The sequence below is a fragment of the Pseudomonas sp. OV546 genome, from assembly GCF_900116845.1.
GTDB lineage: Bacteria > Pseudomonadota > Gammaproteobacteria > Pseudomonadales > Pseudomonadaceae > Aquipseudomonas > Aquipseudomonas petroselini.
Genome location: NZ_FPCE01000001.1, coordinates 473,680 through 496,216 on the forward strand (window position 1 = coordinate 473,680; position 22,537 = coordinate 496,216).

Genomic DNA, 22,537 nt, shown 5'->3' on the forward strand with positions numbered 1-22,537 from the left:
AGGTTATTTCAAAATAACTCTCGTGACATTGCGATAGAAAGGTAACTAATTGTGAGCGATTTAATTAACGTTGTCGGGCTTGATATGGAACCCGCAAGCTTGATCAAGCACGACCGCGTGCACACCTCGTTGTACACCGACGCCAAGCTGTTTGACATGGAACTGGAAAAGATTTTCTACAGTACTTGGGTCTGGGTCGCGCACGTCAGCGAGATCCCGGAGGCGGGCAGCTACAAAAGCACCTACATCGGTAAGCAGCCGGTGATCGTGGTGCGCGACCGCAAGAAACAGGTCCATGTGCACCTCAACCGCTGCCGCCATCGCGGCGCTACGGTATGCGAACACAAGAAGGGCAAGACCAACAGCTTTGTCTGCCCATATCACGGCTGGAGTTACGCGCTGGATGGTTCACTGCGTGGTGTGCCGAGCCCTGAAAGCTACGGTGATTGCCTGGATAAGGGCGAGCTGCCTCTGGTCAGCCTGCGTGTTGAAGAATATGCGGGCATGCTGTTTGCCACTCTCAAGGATGACATCGAACCACTGGTCGACTTCCTCGGGCCTGCCAAGAAATGGATCGACCTGTTCATGAAACAGGGCGCCGGTTACCCGATCAAGGTCCCAGGCGAGCACCGTTTCCGCTTTCCGGGCAACTGGAAAATCCAGTTGGAAAATACCACAGACGCTTACCACTTCCCGCTGGTGCACAAGTCGTTCCTGGCATCGGTTGATGAGCAAACCCTCAAACTGTTCGACTTCGTTGAAGGGCCGGGTTACGTCGAAGACCTTGGTAACGGGCACAGCGTAATGGTGATGATCCCCGACCTGGTGGATCTTGAAGCCGATCTCGACAAACCGATTCCGGAGCGCTTCGAGGAGCTTGCTGCGCAATTGCGCGAAGACGGTATCGAAGAGCAGCAAGTGCGCCGTATTGTTCGTGCTGTCGGTGGCTCGGGTTTCAATCTTAACCTGTTCCCCAACGTTGCCTGTTCCATGGCGTTTTTCCGCGCGCTGCAACCGATATCGGTGACAGAGACAGAAATTCATCACTCGGTAATCACCATGGACGGCGGCCCTGCTATAGCCAACCGCTACCGCCTGCGTTTGCATGAGCACTTCCAGGGTCCGATGGGCTTTGGTACTCCGGACGATTCCGAAGCCTGGGAGCGTGTGCAGAAAGGCGCCAGTGCTGGCGAAGACCTGTGGATCATGTTGAACCGTGGCCTGCCGGGTGAGATACCGACCGAAGACGGGCTGGTCAGCGACGTAAGCGCCGAGACCGGCATGCGAGCTGCTTACCAGCAGTGGAAAAAGATGATGACGGCAGAGACTAAGTAAATGAACCTGCAATTACTGAACCAAGTCACCGCTTTTATCTGGGCTGAAGGCGACATGCTCGACCATGGCGAATTCGACACCTGGTTGAGCCTGTGGAACGAAAAGGGTACTTACATTATCCCGATCAATCCCAAGGAAGAAGACTTCGAAAACACCCTCAACTACGCCTATGACGATCATCACATGCGTCAGTTACGAATCCAGCGTCTGACCGGAGGTGATTCGATTTCCACCAGCCCGCAGCCGCGTACCGTGCGCACCCTGTCACGTTTTCGTGTGCTGTTCGAAAGCGATGAAAAAGTGACGGTCCGTTGCGCGCAAAACGTGCGCGAGTTCCGTAAGGACTCGCTCAAACATTACAGCGCGGACATCGTCTACGAGCTTGAGCGCGTTAGTGACACTTTCAAAATTCAGCGTAAGTTGATTCGTTTGATCAACGCTGACGACGCACTCGCCGGGATAGGTTATATACTTTAAGTTAACAGTTCGGGTGCCGGAGACGAGGAGTGCCCGCACTGTTTCTGCCGGCTATAAGAGCGGTGCCTTCTGACACTCGCCAAGCGTTTTGATCGGAAGGCACTTTGTCGGGGTTGAACAGGGTCTACTGAGGGTGTCGGTTATAGATTTAAATATCAGTCTCTATAGAAGCGGGTGTTTTCTGTTGGGTCAGCATACTTAAATCTTTAGCCCTTCTTATACGTGGCACAGGCTCTACAGAAAAAGCACGTCAGACTCGATTGTTGTAAAGATAATAATGCTCATGTTAGGCCTGCTAGAGAGGTATTCAAGCAAGCTATCGCGAGGAGGTGAAGATTTAAAAAAACGCAACAGATGTTTAAAACTTAAACTACGTAACTATTAATCGGTAGCTCCCATTGACTACCCCAACGACTGCAGAATCCTGGCGGCATTTAAATGCAGGTGAGGAATAGCCCATTTAATGTATCGCTTAACCCAATAAAAAAAATGGAAATGCAACCATGCGTCGATATTCCCTGCTTCACTTTTGGACCCTCGCTGCACTGTTCAATGCAACAACTCCCGCGGGCGCTTATGAGCTTTTTTCCCGAGATGACACCCATCTCAATGCTAACCTGGATGCGGTTTTTGGCGTTTTCCACAGTCGTGAAAGTTATCCAGCCTCTGGCCGGTTAACACAGGGGGCGTCCTCATGGCGAGAGGGCTACATCAAGTACGGCGTGAGCGGCGATCAGGGATTGCGAGGCGCAGGGACGGCCTATGGTGCCTTCTCACTGGTCAGTTCGGCCACTTGGGGGGACGGGGACGCTGCTGGCTACACAGATGGATCTGAGCGCACCACCAAGATTGAAGATGCTTATTTGGGATGGCGCTCGGGCAACCTAGTTGAAGTCCTTGGCAAAGACGGCATCGACTTTTCATTCGGTCGACAGAATATTGCAGTGGGCGACGGCTTCCTTATTCAGGGCGATGCCTTCAGTGCAGGTCGCGGCCTCGGCGACGGACAGTACAATCGTGGAGGTGCTTTCTACGTGGCTGCCCGCAAAGCGTTCGATAAGACAGCCGTGTTGCGCATTGGCGGTAAAGAGGGCTGGCGTGGCGATCTGATGTGGCTTAAATCCGATAACCCCTCTCAGGCCAATACCGAGATGTACGTCGGTACGCTGGAACACGTGGCTGCAGCCGGTACGGTTGGCCTGACGTACATCAATACCACGAAAATCGCTGAACAGTACGCTTCGCCCCTGCAGCTTGAGCGTGAAGGCATGAAGACCTACAGCGTGCGCGCAGTGGGTAATGCGGGCGTGGAAAACCTGTTTTTGTCGGGTGAATACGCCAGGCAAAACAAACCGAATGCGGCGAATGAGGACGCTTGGTATCTGGAAGCAGGGTGGACCTTTGCTGATGCTCCGTGGAAGCCGAGCGCCAGCTATCGCTACAGCCGCTTTTCAGAGGGTTATGACACCTTGTTTTATGGGACGGGTCGTGGCTACGGCACATGGTTCCAGGGTGAAGTGGCCAGTAACTATGCCGGCCCCTTCAACAATAACGCTCGTATCCAGAATGTTACGTTCAAGGTCAATCCTTTGGAAAGCCTGACCCTCGGAGCCATGTACTTTAATTACGACACCATCGATCGTAACGTGAGTAACACCGATGGTCATGAAATCGACTTGTATGCCGAATGGCGCGTTAATCAGCACCTGACCGTTTTGCCGTTGTTAGGCATCTACCAGCCAGACAAGAGTGCAGAGAAGGGGGGGACGCAGTTGGGTAACAACGATACAAATGTGTACACCCAGTTGGTGTTTGCTACGACATTTTGATACCTGGCAGGTGACTGATGTCACCTGTTTTTGTTCCTCGCCGTTTAGATAAAGTTGTATCCCTGCACACGCCATAGCTCACCGTCGGATCGCCGAGTTTTGCCTGGCAAACGTTCTGTACTTCTTGCGAGATCTAGCTTGATCAAAGAAAAGCATGACGTAAATAACGCAGTCAGCACTAGAAACCGGCAGAGCGTTTCATCCGTGCGCCTGGAATAGTTTCCACTTTTGCTCCTTGGTGGAGGTGCCCTCGTTCCCGAGGGCACCCTTTTTAGACAGCCACTCTTTTTGAGCGGTTCTTGGCCGCTTTATTCTGGGGTCGCGTGGCCCAAGATTATTTCGTCTGGAGCACCCACGATTTTAGCCCAATCGACTTTCCTGACAGCGTCGCCGCGACATCGCATCATGCCCCAGAATAAAAATCCGACGGTGCTGGAGTATCTCAAGGGGCGCAGCGGGCATATCGTCGGTCTGCTGATGGGGGGCGAGCATCAGCATCAAGGGAAGCAATTTCTCCCATACCGGCGACGGCGACCGGGAGGGCGCCCGTGGGTTCTGGTAGGTGGTGGAAGAAAGCCTGCGCTGCCTGAAACTCCTCTACCTGGTGTTGCGCAGCGCGGCGCCGAACATCGAGCTGGCACACTTGATAGTGCAGGAAGCGGATCTGTCGTTTCGCGAGGCCTATCACATGGTACGTGTGGTGGTGCGCAGAGCCATGGACGCAGGCCTGCTGACGCACCAGATCGACGCCGGCTGTGCTAAAGCTCATTCATGTTCCAGAGCTGCTTTCGCAAGCACCAGACCCTTGGTGGGCTCCGTTTCAAGCGATATCTAACGAGGCGTTGGCATCCTGCGCCAACGCCTTCCTGGTTCATAGCATGCGACGCAGCACGTCTTTGCGCGGGTCCTTGTCGAAAAACCGGTGCTTGAGCGCACCCACCACATGCAGCACGATCAGCGCCAGCAGGGTGTAGGCGAGGACTTTGTGCAGCCATTGGAACACGGCGAACCAATCGTCATTCTTGGGCAGCAGCTCCGGCAAATTAACCCCGAAAAAGAACACGCCGTCGCTCATCGTGTAGGTGCTCGACATGGAGTACCCCATCAAGGGCACGATCACTACCAGCGCATACATTGCACGTTGCGTCAGTCTGGAAAGGATCCGCTCGTACGGTGCCAGTGTCTCCAGCGGTTGCGGAATGCTCGGTGCCCGCCAGCGCAGGGTGATCTGGGTCAGCACCAGCAGAAACGTCAGTAACCCGAAGGATTTGTGCCAGGGGTAATACAGCTCGTATTTGCTCGGCACTTCATCGTTCAGGCCGGTCATGTGCCACCCTGCCCAGAGCAGGCCCAGGACCAGTACGGCACGTACCCAGTGCAATACGCGCAGGGCGGTTGGGTACCGATCTATTGTCGGTTGATCTAATGGGGTCATATAAGGCTCTCCACGGTTCTATGCACGTTTGAAGGGCCACCCTTGTCGAGGGTGGCGCGGTCAGTGCGGAAAGTACGCTCAGGCAGGCAGCAGCACGGTAATCACTTTTTCCTCGGTGTAGGCCAGCGCGCCGCTGAACCCGCCTTCACGGCCGATACCGCTGGTCTTGAGGCCGCCCCAGGGCAGGTTGGCGTCCAGCGGGCTCCAGCAGTTGATGCCCACGGCGCCGGCCTTCACCGCCGCCGCGACGCGGTGCGCGCGCGACAGGTCGGTCGTCCATACCGTGGCCGCCAGGCCGTAGCTGGAGTCGTTGGCCAGGGCGATCGCTTCCTCTTCGCTGTCGAAGGCGATCAGCGTGCCCACGGGGCCGAAGATTTCGTCCTGGGCAATCGCCATGTCATTGCGCGCATGGGCGAAGATCGTCGGCCGCACAAACCAGCCCCGTTCAGGACTCGATACCCCGCCGGCGAGTAGCACGGCGCCCTCGTCGATGCCGAGCTGGATGTAGCGGTTGACGCGCTCGAACTGGGCTTTCTTGGCCACCGGGCCCATCTGGACGCCGGGCTGGCGCGGGTCGCCCACGTTCACCGCCTGAGCAGCCTCGGCCAGCGCCGCACCGAAACGCTCGGCGATGCTGCGCTGCACCAGAATGCGCGAACCGGCGGCGCAGACCTGGCCCTGGTTGGCGAACAGGCCGAGTGCACAGCCGCGCAAGGCGTCGTCGAAGGACGCGTCGTCGAACACGATCTGCGGGCTCTTGCCACCCAGCTCCAGGGCCACGCGCTTGAACAGCACGCCGGCGGTGCGCTGGATCTCGCGTCCGGCCTCGGGGCTGCCGGTGAAGCTGATCTTGGCGATGCGCGGGTGTTCGCACAGGGCCCGGCCTACTTCGTTGCCGTAGCCGGTGACCACGTTGATTACGCCGTCCGGGAAACCCGCCTCCTGCGCCAGCGCCGCCAGGTGCAGCGCCGATTGCGGGGTTTCTTCCGAAGGCTTGATGACCACCGTACAGCCTGCCGCCAGCAAGGCGGCGAGCTTCCACACCGTTATCATCAGCGGCGAATTCCAGGGCACGATGGCACCCACCACGCCCACCGGCTCGCGTACCGTGTACGACAGGGTCCGGGTGCCGAAGTAGCCGCCGCTGGGAATGGTCCGGCCTTCAAGCTGGTTGGCCCAGCCGGCCGCGGCGCGCAGATTGGCGATCGCGTTGGGCAGGTCCATCCGGCGTGGTTCGATGGGCGAGCGGCCGATGGCGTTGGCGTCCAGGTCGGCGAGTAATTCGCTGTCGCGCTCTACCAGGTCGGCCAGCTTCGACAGCAGCCGGCCACGCTGTGCGCCGTCGAGCTGGCTCCAGGCGCCGCCCTCGAGCTGGCTGTACGCGGCTGCCACGGCGCGGTCCACGTCCTCGGCCGTGCCGCGCGCGGAGCTGGCGTACACCTGTTCGGTCACCGGGTTTATCAGGTCGAGGCGACGGCCGTCGGAACTGTCGACGGCCAAGCCAGCGATGAAATGCTTCAAGTGCTCAGTCATTTTTTGTGTTCCATAAGAGGGCAGGATCAGGCCTTGAGGGACGCCAGGGCGTCGCCGAAGATATCCAGGGCCTTGAAGAACAGCTCGCGGGAAATGGTCAGCGAAGGCATCACGCGCATCACGTTGCTGTAGCGGCCACAGGGGATCATCAGGACGCCATGGTTGAGCAGGTAGCCCATCAACTGACCGATCTTCTCGCCCGCCAGGGGCGCTTTGCTGACGGAGTCTTCGACCAGTTCGATACCGATCATCAGGCCGCGCCCGCGCACTTCCCCCACGAGCGGGCTGTTGAAGCCACGGATACGTTCCTGGGCTTCCAGCCCCAGCGCGTGGGCACGGTTGAGCAGGTCGAGATCGGGGTCCTGGAGGATGCTGATGTTGGTCAGCGCCACGGCCGCGGACAGCGAGTTGGCGGCGAAGGTATTGGGCATAGAGCCGTCGGGAATCTTCGCCGCCAGGTCCGAGCGCATAATCAGGCCGGCCATCGGCAGGTCGCTGCCGATGCCTTTGCCGAAGGTGAGCATGTCGGGCTTCACGCCGGAATGTTCGACCGCCCACATCTTGCCGGTGCGACCCGCGCCGGATTGCACTTCATCGACAATCAGCAAGGTGCCGCTGCGGTCGCAGGCCTGGCGCAACCGTTGCAGGAACTCCGGCGAGGGCGGCACGTAGCCGCCTTCGCCCTGTACCGGTTCCACGATCACGGCCGCCACGTCATCGGCGGCGGTGTACGGGGTATTGAGCAGATAGTCGATGTAGTCGCCGGCGATCTGTTCGGCGCTTTTGTGGGTGGTGTCGAAGGGAAAGCGGTAGGCGTAAGGGTAGGGCGCGTGAATCACGCCGCCCATCTGTGCGCCAAAGCCCTTGCGGTAGGCCGTGCCGGTTGTCAGCGAGCCCGAGGCGTTCCAGACACCGTGGTAGCCGCCATGGAAGGCGATGATCTGGTGCCGCCCGGTGATGCGCTTGGCGAACTTGATGGCGGCTTCCAATGCGTCGCTGCCGCTTTGCGTGAAGAAGGTAATGCAATCGCCACGCAGGCCGTCAGGGGCGATTTCGGACAGTTTGGCGGCCAGCTCGGTGCGGCGGGTGCTGTTGATTTCCAGGGCATGCATCAGCACTTCGGACTGTTCGCGAATGGCCTGCACCACTTTGGGGTGGCAACGGCCCACGCTGCTCACGCCGACCCCGGCGGACAGGTCGATGTAAGTGTTGCCGTCGGGATCCTTGAAGGTGGCGCCGAAGGCGCGGTCCATGGCGATCGGCATGCGCCCGCCGCCGCGTGCCATGGACTCGGTGCGCGCCGACAGTGCCAGGGCCTCGCACGTCTTGGGCCCGGGAAGCGCGCTGGAGGTGATTCGCGGTGCATCGGCAAAATGGAGGGCTGCAAGCTGGGCTTCACTCATGACGGATTCTCTGCAAGGGTGTTTTATGTGGGGTTGATCATCTCCGTAGCGGGCGCCAGGCAGGTAGCCCGAATCGGCACATGGGCGTGCTGGCGCAGGTCATTCGGCGTGCCCTTTAAATGGCGCTGGAATTTGCATAAATTGCTTTATGTGAGAATATAAAGAAATAAAAACGCCTTAAAAGAATAAATAATTAGTAGGTGTCGCTCATTATGAGAAATAATAGCACCGGTCATTTTAAGGACGTGCACGTTCATGCCGCCAACGTGCAGCAGTGGAACCAGGACTACAACCAGTTAACCGCCGGCTCGACCGAGAGTACGCTGATGCAGCTGACCACGGGCGGTTGCCACGTTTTCCTCGAACAGATCAACCAGCGTGTCGTGCAACACGGCGTCGCGCCGCGCGGCAAGATGTGCTTCGCGGTGCCGATCAACGTGCCGGGTTCGATGCGCATGCAGGGGCGTGAGGTGGACGACAGCAGCCTGTTCTTTCTGCACGGCGGCGAGGAGTTCATGTTCCATATGCCGATGGGCATGCAGCTGCTGTCGATTACCTTCGAGCGAGAATTGTTCGAGCAGGCACTGGCGCAAACGGCATCGGCGAAGGACGTCAGCCTGTTGCTGCGCCAGCCGGTTATCAGGGTGTCCAGCCAGCGTTTCTCCGAGGCCCGTCGGCGCTTGCTCGCGCTGTTCGCCCAGGCCATGGCCGATGGGACTCACGACAGCGTGCAGGAGCGGCAACATGAACAGGCGCTGGAACAGGCCATGCTCGATGAGCTGGTGCAACTGATGGCCGACCCGGCCTGCGACAAGCAGCAGCGCACGCCCAGTTCCACACGCAGTTTTATCGTCGAGAAATGCCACCGTATGGCGGCTGCCGGGCAGTTCGACGTGCCCAGTGTGTTCGAACTGTGCGAACGCCTACAGGTGAGCCGGCGCACCGTGCAGAACAGTTTTCGCGCCGTGGCCGAGACCACGCCCCTGAACTACCTGCGTTGCGTGCGGCTCAATGGCGTGCGCCGCAGCTTGATGTCCACCCAGACCGCGGGCCTCTCGATTGGCGACGCAGCGGCCCAATGGGGGTTTTACCACCTCAGCCATTTCGCGGCCGAGTACCATGCGCTGTTCGCCGAGTTGCCGTCCCAGACGTCACGCGCCACCCTGGCGCCGTGCGCTATACGTGGAACTGGTCCATCAGTGTCATCTGTTGATTGGCCCGTGCGTTGAGCTGACTGCTGATCTGCGCCGACTCGGCGGCCTGCTCGGTAAGGGCCTCGGTCACCCCGCGGATGGTCGAGACGTTTCGGTTGACCTCTTCGGCCACCGCGCTTTGTTCTTCCGCCGCGCTGGCGATCTGCATGTTCATGTCGCTGATTACCGTGACCGCCTCGCTGATTTTGCTCAGGGCCTGCACGGCCTGGTGGATCTGCCCGGCGTTGTCCTGGGCCAGTGTCTGGCTGGAATACATGGTGGCGACCACGCCGCGCGTACTGGTCTGGATGCGCTCGATCACCAGGCGGATTTCTTCCACTGAATCCTGGGTGCGCTTGGCCAGGTTGCGCACTTCATCGGCTACCACCGCAAACCCCCGGCCGCTTTCCCCGGCGCGCGCCGCTTCAATCGCCGCGTTGAGTGCCAACAGGTTGGTTTGCTCGGCAATGCTGCGGATCACTTCCAGCACCGAACCGATCTGCTCGCTGTTGACCGCCAGGGCCTCGACTTCATTCACCGCCTTACTGACCTCGCTGGCCAGGGCGGTGATGTCGCGGGTGCTGCGCTCGATAAGGCTGATGCCGTCCCTCGACGCCTGGTCGGCACCGTGTGCCGCCTGGGCCGCATTCGAGGCGCTGTGGGCGACTTCATGGGCGGTGGCGCTCATTTCGTTGGACGCGGTTGCCAACTGGTCGATCTCGCGAAATTGCACCTGCATGCCTTCACTGGTCTGCCGCGAGATTTCCGAGGATTGGTCGGCGGTGCCGCGCGCATCGGTGATGCTCTGCTTGATCTGCGCGATGGTCGGTTGCAGTTTGTCGAGGAAACGGTTGAACCAGTTCACCAGTTCGCCCAGTTCATCTTTCTTGCTGTAGTGCAGGCGTTGGGTCAGGTCGCCGTCGCCGCTGGCAATTGCCTTGAGCATCTGCGCGACACTGTTGATCGGGCGCGTCACGCCGGAGGCGGTGAGCCAGATAAGCAGCAGGCCCAGCAACCCGGCGCCGATGGCCACCAGCAGCGACTCCAGCGTGTCGCGGGTTTGGGTCTGGTCAAGCAAGGCCTGAAGCGCGATCGAGTCGGCCAGCAAGACTTGTTTGGGCAAATCGATGACCACGCCCCACGCCGCCGCGTCGGGGATGGGCGCGACGGGGTAGACGGCACGGATCAAGTCATTCTCGGCCAGCACCGCCGGTTTTTTTTGCGCCACAGCCGCGAGTATCGTCTTGCCTTGCTCGCCCAACGTGACGTTGACCGGTTTGGCGACCTGGCCTGCGTCCTTGCTGTAGGCCGCGAGCACGCCGCTGTCGGACACAATCAGCATGCTGCCCGAGCCGTTGAACAGCGTCCGCTGGGCATCGCTCGCCGCCGCTTGCAGGGCGCCGAGTGCGAGGTCCACACCGAGGGTGCCGATGACCTTGCCATCGGCAATCAGCGGTGTCGACAGCGTGGTCATCAGTTGCACTTGCCCGGCCTGGGTATCGGCGTAAGGCGACAACAGGCAGGTGCGTCCTGTGTCTCGCGGACAGGTGTACCAACTGTTATAGGGGGTGCCGCTGATGCTCAGCTCGGTCTTGTGCAAATCGGCTTCGGGAATAAGGATGTTCAACGATTCGCCGCCACCGCGGTTCCAGGCGCTGGAAAAGCGGCCCTTTTCATTGGAGGCGCGCGCCGCGTCATTGACGAACTCGCTGTCCTGGCCTTCCAGCGCGTTCGGTTCGAAAACCAGCCACAGCCCCAATATCTGCGGGTTGTGCTCGAAGGTTGTCTTCAGGCTCTGGTTCACTTCCTCGCGCAACGTCGCGGCCGGCAAGCCGCGTTGGGCGGCCATGTTCCGTAATTGGATCGTCTGGTCGGAGAGGGCGGTTATCAGCAACAGGTTGTTGCCAAAGGCGCGCTGCAAATTGCCCGCCTGTTCCGCGGCCTTGGCCAGCAGCAGGTTCTCGCCGCTGTCGGTCAGCATCTTGCTGCTGGACGTACCGATCAACCGGCTGTTCTGGTTGCCCTGGTAGAGGTTCATGCTGACGATCAGGCCGATCACGCCCAGAAGGCACAAGCCGGACAGCAAGATGATTTTCAAGCGGATGGAGAGCGTGTCGAGCATCGGAGTATCTCGCTAGTGAACAGCGTGCCGGTTGACCAGTCATTGGCCTGGGCCACTGGCTTTTTATTGGGTATGTCATATATCGGCCGGCCTTGGGGTTTTAACGAGCCCGGTTCGGTCATTTTTCTACGCTCGCGGCATGACCGCTGCTTGCCGGCCGGGCCGGACCCGCAGCGCCGCGATCAACAGCAGGGCTGCCAGTACCGCGAGTACGGCCACGAAGCCCGTATCGAACGCCGAACGGGCCAGCCCTGTCAGGAGCGCCGCGTCATCGCTCGATAACGTTGCCGACACCAGCAGCGCGTCGTCCAGGCTCTCGAACGTCAGGGGATTGAGGCTCAACCGGGCTGGCATGCTCAAACTGGCGGACCAGGCATATATCGCCGACAACAGGCTGCCTGCCAGTGTCACGCCGGCGGCACCGCCCAGTTCGAAGGAGACTTCCTCGATGGACGCGGCCATGCCGGCCTTGTCCGTGGACACGCTGAGCATGATGGTGCTGGACGCCGCCGTCAGCGCCGCGCCCATGGCCATGCCCAGCAGGGCGAGGCTGACAATTTGCAGCGGTACCGCCGCGTTGTGCAGCAACAGGTACGCCAGCATGGCGGCCGCCGAGAACAGCAAGGTCCAGAACAGCATGCGCCGGTTGCCCAGGCGCGACAGGTAGTAGCCGGCCAGTGGCCCGGCCACGAAGGAACCCAGGGGCAGCGGCAGGATAAACAGTGCCGCTTGCAACGGTGACATCCCCAGTACCAATTGCAGACGCTGGCTGAACACCAGTTCCATGCCGATAAACGCGACGGCTGAAGCGACGGCCGCAATCACCGCATTCCTGAACAGCGGCATGGCGAACAGTGACAGTTCCAGCATCGGCTGTGCGACCCGGCGCTGACGTCGAATGAACAGCGTCAGGAACAACGCACCCAGCAGCAGCGCCACCAGCATGGCCGCGAAGGAGGGCGACCGCTTGCCGAGTTCCTTGACGGCATAGGCCAGGCTTATCAAACCGATCATCACCTGCAGCGACCCCAGCCAGTCCCAGTGCCGCTGCGCATTGCCCGGATGGTCGTGGATCAACAGCGTTCCGAGCAGCAGCGCCGCCAGCACAATCGGCACGTTTATCAGAAACACCGAGCCCCACCAGAAATGCTCCAGCAGCAAGCCGCCCACGACCGGACCGAGCGCCGCGCCGCCGGAGGCCACCGACGCCCACACACCAAAGGCCATGGCCTGTTCGCGTGCGTCGCTGAACGTCAGCCGGATCAGCGCCAGGGTGGCGGGCATCATCATCGCCGCGCCGACGGCCAGGCCACCTCGGGCGCCGATCAAGACATTGGCCGAGGGCGAGAAGGCCGCGATGAGCGAGAACAGGCCGAACACAACCAGCCCGCCGAGGAACAGACGCTTGTGCCCCAGGCGATCCCCGAGTGTGCCCATGCCCAGCAACAGGCCGGCGGCAATCAACGCGTAGATATTCAGGATCCAGAGCTTTTGCGAGGCTGTCGCGCCAAGCTCGCGGGTCAGGGTGGGTAAGGCGGTGTACAACACGGTCATGTCAATGACGATGAGTAGCAATGCGCTGGAAATAATGCCGAGGATCAGCCAGCGGCGCTTGGCGGACATAGGGTGCACTCGATAATTGAATGGCCGACGCCGGCAACTTCAGGCTCAGGCAGGCGTAGGGTGGGTGATGCTAGCTTGCACGACTGCAGGCCCGTAGCGTTATCCCAAATCGGCGGGGAGTGAATCGGGCCCTGACCTGTTTTGGGGCGCCGCCCGCGATGTTACCGATTTGGGATAGCGAGGTGTTCGTGGGCGGGCATAGCATCGAATACAGCGCCCAACCTCAACAATAAAAGCGCTACCCGGCACCGATAGCGCCTGGATCGGGGCTACCCCACAGCGACTGCCTCATACAATAAGGTCAAGAACATGAGCGTAACTCTCCCGGTCAACAGCTCCACGGAGCTCAAGCGTGGCGCCCTGGGTGTCGGCTTCATCATCTTCTTCGTTATTTCCGCGGCGAGTCCGCTCAGTGTGATCGCCGGCGGCTTCCCGATCGGCATCATGCTGGGCAACGGCGCGGGCACCCCGGCATTGCTGATCCTGGCCTTGCTGGTGCTGATGGCGTTCTCGGTGGGTTACACCACCATGTCGCGTCACGTTACCAACGCCGGCGGTTTCTACGCCTTTACCTCCCGGGGCCTGGGTGGCCTGGCCGGCGGTTCGGCGGCGGTGCTGGCGATGTTCGCCTACAACATCCTGCAGATCGCCTTGTATGGCATGTTCGGTGGCGTGGTCGCCGGCACCATGGAGAGCGTGGCGGGCGTGGTCTTGCCCTGGTGGGCCTATTCGCTGATGGCGATGGCCAGCATTGCGTTTCTCGGCTATCGCAAGATCGACCTCTCGGCGCGGGTCCTGTCGTTGGTGGTGATCGCCGAATACCTGGCGATCCTGATTCTCGACTTCGCCATCCTGAAGACCGGCGGCGACAGCGGCGTCAATCTCGACTCGTTCACCAGCCAGCATGTGTTCAGCGGCACTCCGTCCATCGGCCTGCTGTTCTGCTTTGCCGCCTTCATCGGCTTCGAGGCCACGACCATCTACGGCGAAGAGGCGAAAGACCCGCAGCGCACCATCCCGATTGCCACCTACAGCTCGGTGCTGCTGATCGGCGGGTTCTACGCGCTGTCGGTATGGTCGATGGTGGTGGGCGTGGGCGCGGACAAAATCGTGCCGATGCTGCTGGCCTTGCAAGACCCCACCACCTTTATCTACGGCATGTCCGATCACTTTGTCGGCCCGCAGCTGACCCAGGTCATCCGCGTGCTGTTCATGGTCAGCATCTACGCCGGACTGCTGGCGTTCCATAACGCCGCGGCGCGCTATTTCTACGCCATCGGCCGTGACGGCCTGCTGCACAGCGTGCTGGGCACCACTCACCGCGTGCATCAGAGCCCGCACATGGGGTCTGCCTTGCAGAGCCTGATCGCGGCCGTGGTGGTATTGATCTTCGCCGCGATGGACGCCGACCCGATCCTGCAGCTGTTCGCCTGGTTCTCCAACCTGGCAACCCTGTGCGTGATCCTGCTAATGGCGATGACCTCGTTCGCGATCTGCGTGTATTTCCATCGGCACCCCGAACTCAAGGTCGGCCTGCTGCGCGGGCGCATTCTGCCGGTGCTGTCGTGCCTGGCATTGCTGAGCGTGCTGGTACTGGCGGTGGCGCATTTCGATGTGCTCACGGGGGCCAGCCAGCTCTTGTCCTACAGCTTGTGCGCGGTGATTCCCGCAGCCCTGATGGGCGGCCTGTATCTCGCCGCGCGCCTGCGCAAGGTGTCGCCGCAGCGGTTCCTGGCCCTGGGCAGTCACAAGCTCTAAGGCCTGGTTCGAAACCTCTCTCCTGTGAATTGTTCGCTGCCGTTGTGCGGCAGGGCTCGTCTGCGTTAAAGGAAATTGCATATGCACCATTACAAGATGCTCATCAACGGCGTTTCGGTTGCCGGTGAAAACGGCCAGTTTGACGTGATCAATCCCGCCACCGGCGCCGCATTCGCCCAATGCCCGGCCGGCTCGCTGTCCCAGTTGGACGAGGCGGTTGCCGCCGCTCAGGCCGCTTTCAAGACCTGGCGCCACAGTACCCATGGGCAGCGCTGTGAGCACCTCAATGCGATTGCCGATGCGATCGAAAAGGACGCTGATGCACTGGCCCGGCTGATCGTGCAGGAACAAGGAAAACCGCTTGAGCTGGCGTTTTCCGAAGTCATGGGCGCCGCCGCCTGGACCCGCTACGCCGCCGGGCAGGAGATCGCCGTGGAACTGGTGGAAGAAACCCCGACCCAGCGCATCGAACTGCACCGCAAGCCCTTGGGTGTGGTGGCGTCCATCACGCCGTGGAACTGGCCTTTCATGATCGCCGTGTGGCACATCATGCCGGCGCTGCGCGCGGGTAACTGCGTGATCAGCAAGCCATCGAGCCTGACGCCGCTTAGCACGTTGCGCCTGGTCGAAATTATCGGGCGTCATGTGCCCCACGGTGTGATCAACTGCGTGACCGGCGAGCAGGGTTTCGGCAGCGCGATCACGTCGCACCCGGGGATCCAGAAGATTGTGTTCACCGGCTCCACCGCCACCGGCCAAAGCGTGATGCGCGGGGCCGCCACCAACCTCAAGCGCCTTACCCTGGAACTGGGCGGCAACGACGCGGCGATTGTATTGCCGGGTACGTCGGTGGAGGAGGTGGCCGAAGAGATCTTCCAGGCCGCCTTCCTCAACATGGGCCAGACCTGCGCCGCACTCAAGCGCTTGTACATTCACGAATCCCAGTACCAGGCGTTTGCCGAGGCCCTGACGCGGATTGCCGAGCGCCAGGTGGTCGGTGATGGCCTGGAGCCCGGCGTCAACTTCGGCCCGGTGCAGAACCTTGATCAACTGCAACTGGTGGACGCCCTGATTGCCGATGCGCGGGCACACGGTGCGCGGGTGCTGTGTGGCGGCGCACGCCTGAATCGTCCTGGTTTCTTCTACCCGCCCACACTGGTGGCGGATGTGACCGATGGCCAGCGTCTGGTCGACGAGGAACAGTTCGGGCCGGTATTGCCGCTGATCGCTTATCAGGATGTCGAGGATGTGTTGCGCCGCGCCAATGCCGGCGACATGGGCCTGGGCGGTTCGGTCTGGGGCCCGGACGTTGAGCAGGCGCAGGCATTGGCCAGCCGTCTGGAGAGTGGCGTGGCCTGGGTCAACTGCCACGCGCGCATTCAGCCGAACACGCCGTTCGGCGGCAGCAAGATGTCCGGCTTCGGCGTCGAGTTCGGCCTGGAAGGGTTGCTGGAATTTACCGGCCAGCAGTTGCTGTTCGTCAACAAGCGCGCAGCCGAATAACGCCTCAACAACTAAGACAGCCTCTCAAAAGGCGCACCCAAGGAGCTTCGATCATGCGGTATCCCTCCACGTCATTTCTCAGCGGTACGTTGGCCTGTACGTTGACGCTTTGCGCCATCAGCCAGGCCCGGGCCTATGAGTTGTACAGCGATGAGAGCCGGCATCTGAATGCCGACATGACCGCCGTGTTCGGCATGTTCAACAGCCGCAAGAACTATGACGGCACGCCGGGCGGTTCGACCTGGCGCGAAGGTTTCATCAAGTATGGTTTGAGCGGCGACCAGTCCCTGGCCGGCAATGGCACCGCCTATGGCGCCTTCGCGCTCGTCAGTTCCGCGACCTGGGGTGACGGCGACCCGGCCGGCAATACCCTGGGCAGCGAACGCACCACCAAAATCGAAGATGCAAACCTGGGTTGGCGCTCCGGCGACCTGTTTCCGGCCCTGGGCAAGGATGGCGTGGACATTTCCGGCGGTCGCCAGGTGGTCAAGCTCGGCAGTGGCTTCCTGATCAACGACGACGGTCCGAACCTGGGCAAGGGCCCGGCCAATGGCACGATGAACCGTGGCGGTGCGTATTACCTGGCCGCGCGGCACGCCTTCGATCAAACCGCGTTCCTGCGGCTGGGCGGCAAGGATGGTCTGCACGGCAGCCTGTTGTGGCTCAAGTCCGATAACCGCGCCCAGGCTGAAACCGAAGTGGCCGCCGGTACCCTGGATTACACCACCAAGCCGGGCACACTGGGCTTGACCTGGGTGCACGGCATCGATGTGAACGAACGCTGGGCCAGTGATTTTCAGCGCCAGCGCAAGGGCATGAATGTCTACAGCGTGCGCGGCGAAGGCGACGCAGGTCTGCCGAATGTCAGCCTGGCGTTCGAATATGCCTGGCAGGACAAGGACACCGGCCCCGAAAAAGCCTGGTACGGCGAAGCCGGCTATACCTTTGCCGATGTCGCCTGGGCGCCAAAGGTCAGCTACCGCTACACCCGCTACTCACAGCAGTGGGATTCGCTGTTCACCGGCTTGAGCACTGGCTATGGCACCTGGCTGCAGGGCGAAGTCGCGGGCAACTATGCCGGGCCGTTCAATAGCAACACCAGCATCCAGCACGTGGCCCTCAAGGCCACGCCTCTGGAAAACCTGACCCTGGGTGCGTTGTACTTCGACTTCGACACCGTACGCAAAAGCAATGCGCTGAACCTCAATGCTCGGGAGCTGGATGTATACGCCGAGTGGGCCGTCAACCCGCACCTGATCGTCACGCCGCTGATCGGCCTCTACAAGCCCAAGCAGGACGCCACCACGGGCGGCAACCAGGTCGCCGGCAACGGCACCAACGTTTACAGTCAGTTGACCATCGCCGTGCCGTTCTAGCCCACCGCAGCCGCCGCGCCTGAACCTCAGGATGCGGCGGCGCCCGGCGGATTGCGCAGGTTCTCGGCAATCCGGCGGGTGGTGTCCATGACCATTTCAATCACGGTTTCCTGGCGCAGCAGCTTGAAGCTCTGGGTGCTGCCGACGGCGGACAGGCTGCCGATCACCTCGTCGATATCCGGCTGGATGATGGGCGCGGCGATGCCGGTCAGGCCGAGGTTGAGTTCATCATGGGTCATGCAGTACCCATCCTTGCGAATCTTCTTTGTGGCCTTGGCAAAGCTGGCCCAGTCGTACGGGCTTTCCGGGTCGCTGGCCATATGCTCTTCGAACAGACGCTGCAGGCGTCGACCTTTCTGGAAAGCGATCAATACCTTGGACTGCGCGCCGCGAAAAAAGGGCAGCGGATGCCCGCGCCCGAAGGAGAAGTGATACGTGTCGGTGGGTTCGGCAATGTAGGTGTTGATGATGCGTCCGTCGTAGAAGACGCTGGCGAACACCGCCAGGCCGGTCTGCGCCGACAGCTCGTGCATCAGCTCGCGCCCCGCCAGAAGTATGGGGTCGTACTGGCGCATCATCCAGTCCAGCTCGATCACGCGCGGCCCCAGGCCGTAGTGGCCGGCGTCCACGCGGGTCAGCAGGCCGGCGTCGCACAATTCCTTGACATAGCGATACGCGGTGGCGCGCGACAGGCCCATGCGCTCGGCGATGGTGTCCGGGTCGATCTTCAACGTCGCCGGACCGAACAGGTCCAGGACATTCAGCAATTTACTCAGGCTGCTCATTTCGTTCCTAGAGAAGGGATGGCATGCGGGTAAGCACTATAGGCGAAAACAGCGCAGATCCAATGTGGGAGCGGTCTTGCGCGTGAAAGCGGTGGGCCAGTGATGGAAGTTACTGACAAACCGCATTCTCGAGCAAGCCCGACCCTGCAGGTCGACAGACTAAGCTTTTCAGATTATAAATTCACTTAAATCTCAAATAAAGAGATTAACTTAATAAAATGCTTGTTTGTTACTCTATATTGTGTGATAAATCTCAACAAAGAAAACGCTCAAGCGAGAGGGCTGACAATGAATGGCGCGCAACTGATAGTGAATGCGGCAGCGGCAAGCGGTATCGAGTACTGCTTTGCCAACCCGGGCACCACCGAGATTCCGCTGGTGGCGGCCATGGCCAGCGCACCTGCCCTCAAGCCGGTGTTGTCATTGTTCGAAGGGGTATGTACCGGCGCCGCGGACGGCTATGGCCGCATCGCCGGCAAACCGGCGATGACCCTGACGCACCTGGGCCCGGGCTTTGCCAATGGCATCGCCAACCTGCATAACGCGCGTCGGGCCAATACACCCATCGTTAACGTCATCGGCGATCACGCCTCCTGGCATGTCAACTACGATCCGCCCTTGGCGAGTGACATCCAGGCCTTAGCCGGCACCGTTTCTGGTTGGGTGCGTACCTCGCGCACGGCGGCGGGTATCGGTGAAGACTTGCAGGAAGCCGTGCATGCGGCATGGCAGGCCAAAGGCCAGATCGCCAGTTTGATCCTGCCTATGGACCTGCAAGCCCACGCGGTGACGCACAACGGTGTATTCGCCCCGTTGCGCGCACCGGTTCGCCGGTTTGCCGGTGACCGGATCGAAACCGTGGCGCAGGCATTGCGTGACGGCAAGCGGCTGGTGTTCATCGTCGGCGATGAGGGCTTATCAGTCGCGGGACTGGAAGCAGCGGGGCGCCTGGCGCAACAGCCCGGCGTGCGCCTGTTTGCCGAGACCTTTCCGCGCCTGAGTTACCGTGGCGGTGGCTTGCCGGACCTGGATCGCCTGCCGTATTTCCCGGAAGTGGCGATTGAAATTCTTGAGCAGTACGACCTGGTCATTTGTGCTGGCGTGCCCGAGCCCATTAGCTACTTTGGCTACGAAGGCATCCCGTCGCGCCTCGCCGAACGTGAACGTCTGCTGACGCTGGCCGAAGTCGGTGACGATGTTTCCGCCGCGCTGACGGCGTTGGCCGATGCCCTGAATGCACCGGCCTATGTGCCGACCCCGGAGGGTATCGAACTGCCACCCGGCCACGCCGAGCTGACGCCACAATCCATCGGCCAAGTGCTGGCCGCGTCACTGCCCGACGACAGCATCGTCTCGGTTGAGGGCGGCACCTGCGGCTATCCCTTTTTTACCGCCTCCGCCCGCGCCGCGCGGCATCGGGTATTGACTAATACCGGTGGCGCGATTGGCCAGGGGATTCCGGTGGGGTTCGGTGCCGCCTTGGCGGAACGCGGCAATAGCGTGTTCTGCCTGCAATCGGACGGCAGCGCCCAGTACACCATTCAAACCCTGTGGAGCATCGCCCGCGAGCAGTTGCCGGTGGTGATCCTGATTGCCGCCAACCATCGCTACGCGATTTTGCAGAACGAGCTGCGTCGTTTCGGCATGACCGAAATGGACCCACAAGCCCTGCGCCTGACCGTGCTCGACAGCCCGCGTATTGACTGGAAGGCCCTGGCCAAAGGCTACGGGGTACCGGCCTGCACGGTACAGACCAATGCCGAACTGCAACGGGCGCTGGTCAATGCCAAGGCCGACCGTGGTCCTTGCCTGATCGAAATGGCGCTGTGAAGGAGTCGACTATGTATCAGCCCGAATTATTACCTGCCGTCCAGGCGTTCCTGGCGCAGCCCGGTCGCCTGTTCATCGGCGGTACGTGGCAGGACGCCGCCAGCGGTCGCCGCTTTGCCGTGGAAAACCCGGCCACTGAACAGACCCTGGCCGAAGTCGCCCAAGGCGATGAGCGTGATGTGAATGCGGCCGTTGCGGCCGCGCGCGCAGCCTTCACCGGCACCTGGGCCTTGCAGTCAGCGGCGCAGCGCGGCCTGTTGCTGTTTCGCCTGGCCGATCTGTTGGACCAGCACCGTGAGGAACTGGCGCAACTGATCACCCTGGAGAACGGCAAACCTATCGCCAACGCGCGCGGTGAAGCGGCCAGCGCGACGAATATCATTCGCTACTTTGCCGGCTGGCCCACCAAGATCGAAGGCAGCACGCTGCCCGTATCACCGGCCAGCGGCGCGCCGATGCTCAACTACACGTTGCGCGAACCGGTGGGGGTCTGCGCGCTGATCGTGCCGTGGAACTTCCCATTGACCATGTGCGTTTGGAAGCTCGGCCCCGCGTTGGCCACCGGTTGCGTGGCGGTGCTCAAGCCCGCCGAGCAGACGCCGCTGATCGCGATCCGCCTGGTGCAACTGATCGAGGCGGCAGGCTTTCCCGCCGGCGTCGTCAACCTGATCACGGGTCTTGGCGCCGACACTGGTGCACCGCTGGCACAGCACCCCGACGTAGACAAGATCGCCTTTACCGGCTCGACCCAGGTCGGGCGGCTGATCGCCCAGGCGGCCACCGTCAACATGAAAAAGGTCTCGCTGGAGCTGGGCGGCAAGTCGCCGAACATCATCCTGCCCGACGCCGACATTGCGCGCGCCGCCAAGGGGGCCGCCGATGGGATTTTCTACAACCAGGGCCAGGTATGCACGGCGGGCTCACGCCTGTACGTCCACGCCAGTGTGCTCGACCAGGTGCTCGAAGAACTGCAGCGCCACGCCGCCGCCTATGTCCTGGGCAATGGCCTGGACCCGGCCAACAGCATGGGGCCGTTGGTGTCCGCGCGGCAGTTGAACACCGTCAAGGGTTACCTGCAGCGGGGCCAGGAGGAGGGCGCCGAACTGATCTGCGGCGGCGGTCGTCCGGATCACCTGGAACGTGGTCACTTTATTGCGCCGAGCGTTTTCCTCGACCGTGCCGAGCGCGCCTGTGTGGCCCGCGAAGAAATCTTCGGCCCGGTACTGACCGTCATGAGCTGGACCGAAATCGATGAACTGGTGTTGCGCGCCAACGATTCGCCGTATGGCCTCGCCGCTGGCCTGTGGACCCGCGACTTGCGTTCGGCGCACCGCGTGGCTGCACAGCTCAAGGCCGGCTCGGTATGGATCAACTGCTGGAACGTGGTCGATCCCTCTTCACCGTTCGGTGGCTACAAACAATCCGGCTGGGGTCGGGAAATGGGCAAGAACGTGATCGACGCCTACACCGAGACCAAAAGCGTGTTTGTCGATCTCGCCTGAACTGAATAATCACAAGAGGAAATGGCAATGGATCTGGAATTGAAAGGCCGCGTGGCGATCGTCACCGGCGGCGGCATGGGCATCGGCAAGGAAGTCGCGCGTTTTCTGTCCGAGGAAGGCTGCAAGGTTGTGATCTGCGCGCGCCGCATGGCGTTCCTGCAGCTGGCTGCCGAAGAAATCACGGCACAGACCGGCAACGAAGTGCTGCCGCTGTTCTGTGACACCAATGACATGAAGGCCGTGTCGGAGATGGTCGATGCTGCGTACAAGCATTTCGGCCGTATCGACATCCTCGTCAACGGTGCCGCGGCCCCGTCCGGCGTGGTGCGTAATGACATCGAACACGCCGGCGACGATGAACTGCTGTCGGACCTCAACACCAAGGTGATCGGCTATTTCCGTTGTGCCAAGGCCGTGACGCCGCACATGAAGGCCGCCGGCTTCGGTCGCATCATCAACATCGGCGGGCTTACCGGGCGCAGCAGCAAAGTGCTTTCGGGCATGCGCAACCTGGCAATCGCGCACATGACCAAGACCCTGTCCGACCAGTTGGGCCCATTGGGCATCACGGTCAACCTGATTCACCCCGGCGTCGTCGATACCCCGCATATCCAGGAGTTGTACGAGCGCGAAGCGGTCAAGCAAGGCAAGACCGCCGAACAGGTCGAGCAAGCCTATATCGACGCCACGCCGATTCGCCGCACCCTGGCACCGATTGAAATGGGCTGGCTGATCGGTTTCCTGGCCTCGCCGAAGGCCGGCGCGGTGACCGGTGAGTCCATCGGCATCGACGGCGGTTTGACCCGTGGCATCTATATCTGAGGAGGATCACA

17 protein-coding genes and 1 pseudogene are annotated in these 22,537 nt (G+C 61.1%); 11 read left to right on the plus strand and 7 right to left on the minus strand.

Annotated elements, in window-relative coordinates; genetic code table 11:
- The first annotated feature begins 51 nt into the window (after window positions 1–51).
- The 4 genes from BM403_RS02240 (at window position 52) to BM403_RS32085 (ending at window position 4,476) form a co-directional block, all read left to right on the plus strand.
- Window positions 52–1,335, plus strand: coding sequence for an aromatic ring-hydroxylating oxygenase subunit alpha (locus tag BM403_RS02240; RefSeq protein ID WP_065873523.1), 1,284 nt, complete (start codon window positions 52–54; stop codon window positions 1,333–1,335).
- Window positions 1,336–1,812, plus strand: a complete 477-nt coding sequence (locus BM403_RS02245; protein WP_003232726.1) for an aromatic-ring-hydroxylating dioxygenase subunit beta — start codon at window positions 1,336–1,338, stop codon at window positions 1,810–1,812. It abuts the gene before it with no gap.
- A 503-nt stretch (window positions 1,813–2,315) separates the two neighbouring features.
- A complete protein-coding gene (locus BM403_RS02250; RefSeq protein ID WP_093541423.1) occupies window positions 2,316–3,641 on the plus strand; it encodes an alginate export family protein in 1,326 nt (441 codons plus the stop codon).
- Window positions 3,642–4,206: 565 nt separating this feature from the next.
- Complete coding sequence (locus BM403_RS32085) at window positions 4,207–4,476, plus strand: hypothetical protein (protein ID WP_236447445.1); 270 nt, start codon at window positions 4,207–4,209, stop codon at window positions 4,474–4,476.
- Window positions 4,477–4,512: 36 nt separating this feature from the next.
- Here the strand turns inward: BM403_RS32085 and BM403_RS02260 are convergent, their stop codons facing one another.
- The 3 genes from BM403_RS02260 to BM403_RS02270 form a co-directional block, all read right to left on the minus strand.
- A complete protein-coding gene (locus BM403_RS02260; protein WP_065873520.1) occupies window positions 4,513–5,076 on the minus strand; it encodes a cytochrome b in 564 nt (187 codons plus the stop codon).
- A 78-nt stretch (window positions 5,077–5,154) separates the two neighbouring features.
- Window positions 5,155–6,609, minus strand: a complete 1,455-nt coding sequence (locus BM403_RS02265) for an aldehyde dehydrogenase family protein (protein WP_056858410.1) — start codon at window positions 6,607–6,609, stop codon at window positions 5,155–5,157.
- A 26-nt stretch (window positions 6,610–6,635) separates the two neighbouring features.
- The gene (locus tag BM403_RS02270; RefSeq protein ID WP_056858411.1) at window positions 6,636–8,012 is read right to left on the minus strand and encodes an aspartate aminotransferase family protein; all 1,377 of its coding nucleotides are present in this window, start codon (window positions 8,010–8,012) and stop codon (window positions 6,636–6,638) included.
- A 212-nt stretch (window positions 8,013–8,224) separates the two neighbouring features.
- Between BM403_RS02270 and BM403_RS02275 the strand changes: the two genes are divergently transcribed.
- Window positions 8,225–9,241, plus strand: a complete 1,017-nt coding sequence (locus BM403_RS02275; protein WP_056858412.1) for a helix-turn-helix domain-containing protein — start codon at window positions 8,225–8,227, stop codon at window positions 9,239–9,241.
- On the opposite strand, the gene BM403_RS32420 is transcribed toward BM403_RS02275, so the two are convergent.
- The 3 genes and pseudogenes from BM403_RS32420 to BM403_RS02285 form a co-directional block, all read right to left on the minus strand.
- On the minus strand, window positions 9,189–9,944 hold the full coding sequence (locus BM403_RS32420; RefSeq protein WP_371913996.1) for a methyl-accepting chemotaxis protein: 756 nt from the start codon (window positions 9,942–9,944) through the stop codon (window positions 9,189–9,191). The genes BM403_RS02275 and BM403_RS32420 overlap by 53 nt on opposite strands.
- 102 nt (window positions 9,945–10,046) lie before the next feature.
- A pseudogene (locus BM403_RS32425) lies at window positions 10,047–11,327 on the minus strand (HAMP domain-containing protein); the annotation flags it as partial.
- A gap of 126 nt (window positions 11,328–11,453) precedes the next feature.
- Window positions 11,454–12,950 carry an MFS transporter gene (locus BM403_RS02285; RefSeq protein ID WP_056858414.1) on the minus strand — a complete coding sequence of 499 codons (1,497 nt, stop codon included), beginning with the start codon at window positions 12,948–12,950 and terminating at the stop codon, window positions 11,454–11,456.
- Window positions 12,951–13,259: 309 nt separating this feature from the next.
- Between BM403_RS02285 and BM403_RS02290 the strand changes: the two genes are divergently transcribed.
- From BM403_RS02290 to BM403_RS02300, 3 genes are all read left to right on the plus strand, one after another.
- A complete protein-coding gene (locus BM403_RS02290; protein ID WP_093541427.1) occupies window positions 13,260–14,708 on the plus strand; it encodes an APC family permease in 1,449 nt (482 codons plus the stop codon).
- 81 nt (window positions 14,709–14,789) lie between these two features.
- Window positions 14,790–16,211, plus strand: a complete 1,422-nt coding sequence (locus tag BM403_RS02295) for an aldehyde dehydrogenase family protein (protein ID WP_056858416.1) — start codon at window positions 14,790–14,792, stop codon at window positions 16,209–16,211.
- 53 nt (window positions 16,212–16,264) lie between these two features.
- The gene (locus tag BM403_RS02300; RefSeq protein ID WP_175538043.1) at window positions 16,265–17,587 is read left to right on the plus strand and encodes an alginate export family protein; all 1,323 of its coding nucleotides are present in this window, start codon (window positions 16,265–16,267) and stop codon (window positions 17,585–17,587) included.
- Between the two features lie 26 nt (window positions 17,588–17,613).
- Here BM403_RS02300 and BM403_RS02305 read toward each other — a convergent pair whose 3' ends face one another.
- Window positions 17,614–18,372: an IclR family transcriptional regulator gene (locus BM403_RS02305; RefSeq protein ID WP_065930139.1), complete on the minus strand. Its 759-nt coding sequence runs from the start codon at window positions 18,370–18,372 to the stop codon at window positions 17,614–17,616.
- Window positions 18,373–18,660: 288 nt separating this feature from the next.
- Here BM403_RS02305 and BM403_RS02310 point away from each other — a divergent pair, with 288 nt between their 5' ends.
- The 3 genes from BM403_RS02310 to BM403_RS02320 are packed head-to-tail and all read left to right on the plus strand — an operon-like array spanning window position 18,661 to window position 22,526.
- Window positions 18,661–20,202, plus strand: coding sequence for an acetolactate synthase large subunit (locus tag BM403_RS02310; RefSeq protein ID WP_093541429.1), 1,542 nt, complete (start codon window positions 18,661–18,663; stop codon window positions 20,200–20,202).
- 11 nt (window positions 20,203–20,213) lie between these two features.
- Window positions 20,214–21,704 carry an aldehyde dehydrogenase family protein gene (locus BM403_RS02315; RefSeq protein ID WP_093541431.1) on the plus strand — a complete coding sequence of 497 codons (1,491 nt, stop codon included), beginning with the start codon at window positions 20,214–20,216 and terminating at the stop codon, window positions 21,702–21,704.
- A gap of 27 nt (window positions 21,705–21,731) precedes the next feature.
- A complete protein-coding gene (locus BM403_RS02320) occupies window positions 21,732–22,526 on the plus strand; it encodes an SDR family NAD(P)-dependent oxidoreductase (protein WP_056858420.1) in 795 nt (264 codons plus the stop codon).
- Window positions 22,527–22,537 lie beyond the last annotated feature (11 nt).

Excerpts from the sequence above, each read along its gene's own strand:
- BM403_RS02250 (WP_093541423.1), top strand. The coding sequence starts at position 2,316 with ATGCGTCGATATTCCCTGCTTCACTTTTGGACCCTCGCTGCACTGTTC.
- BM403_RS02285 (WP_056858414.1), bottom strand. The coding sequence starts at position 12,950 with ATGTCCGCCAAGCGCCGCTGGCTGATCCTCGGCATTATTTCCAGCGCA.
- BM403_RS02265 (WP_056858410.1), bottom strand. The coding sequence starts at position 6,609 with ATGACTGAGCACTTGAAGCATTTCATCGCTGGCTTGGCCGTCGACAGT.
- BM403_RS02315 (WP_093541431.1), top strand. The coding sequence starts at position 20,214 with ATGTATCAGCCCGAATTATTACCTGCCGTCCAGGCGTTCCTGGCGCAG.
- BM403_RS02310 (WP_093541429.1), top strand. The coding sequence starts at position 18,661 with ATGAATGGCGCGCAACTGATAGTGAATGCGGCAGCGGCAAGCGGTATC.
- BM403_RS02270 (WP_056858411.1), bottom strand. The coding sequence starts at position 8,012 with ATGAGTGAAGCCCAGCTTGCAGCCCTCCATTTTGCCGATGCACCGCGA.
- BM403_RS32420 (WP_371913996.1), bottom strand. The coding sequence starts at position 9,944 with ATGCAGGTGCAATTTCGCGAGATCGACCAGTTGGCAACCGCGTCCAAC.
- BM403_RS02300 (WP_175538043.1), top strand. The coding sequence starts at position 16,265 with ATGCGGTATCCCTCCACGTCATTTCTCAGCGGTACGTTGGCCTGTACG.
- BM403_RS02275 (WP_056858412.1), top strand. The coding sequence starts at position 8,225 with ATGAGAAATAATAGCACCGGTCATTTTAAGGACGTGCACGTTCATGCC.
- BM403_RS02290 (WP_093541427.1), top strand. The coding sequence starts at position 13,260 with ATGAGCGTAACTCTCCCGGTCAACAGCTCCACGGAGCTCAAGCGTGGC.
- BM403_RS02305 (WP_065930139.1), bottom strand. The coding sequence starts at position 18,372 with ATGAGCAGCCTGAGTAAATTGCTGAATGTCCTGGACCTGTTCGGTCCG.
- BM403_RS02295 (WP_056858416.1), top strand. The coding sequence starts at position 14,790 with ATGCACCATTACAAGATGCTCATCAACGGCGTTTCGGTTGCCGGTGAA.
- BM403_RS02245 (WP_003232726.1), top strand. The coding sequence starts at position 1,336 with ATGAACCTGCAATTACTGAACCAAGTCACCGCTTTTATCTGGGCTGAA.
- BM403_RS02320 (WP_056858420.1), top strand. The coding sequence starts at position 21,732 with ATGGATCTGGAATTGAAAGGCCGCGTGGCGATCGTCACCGGCGGCGGC.
- BM403_RS02260 (WP_065873520.1), bottom strand. The coding sequence starts at position 5,076 with ATGACCCCATTAGATCAACCGACAATAGATCGGTACCCAACCGCCCTG.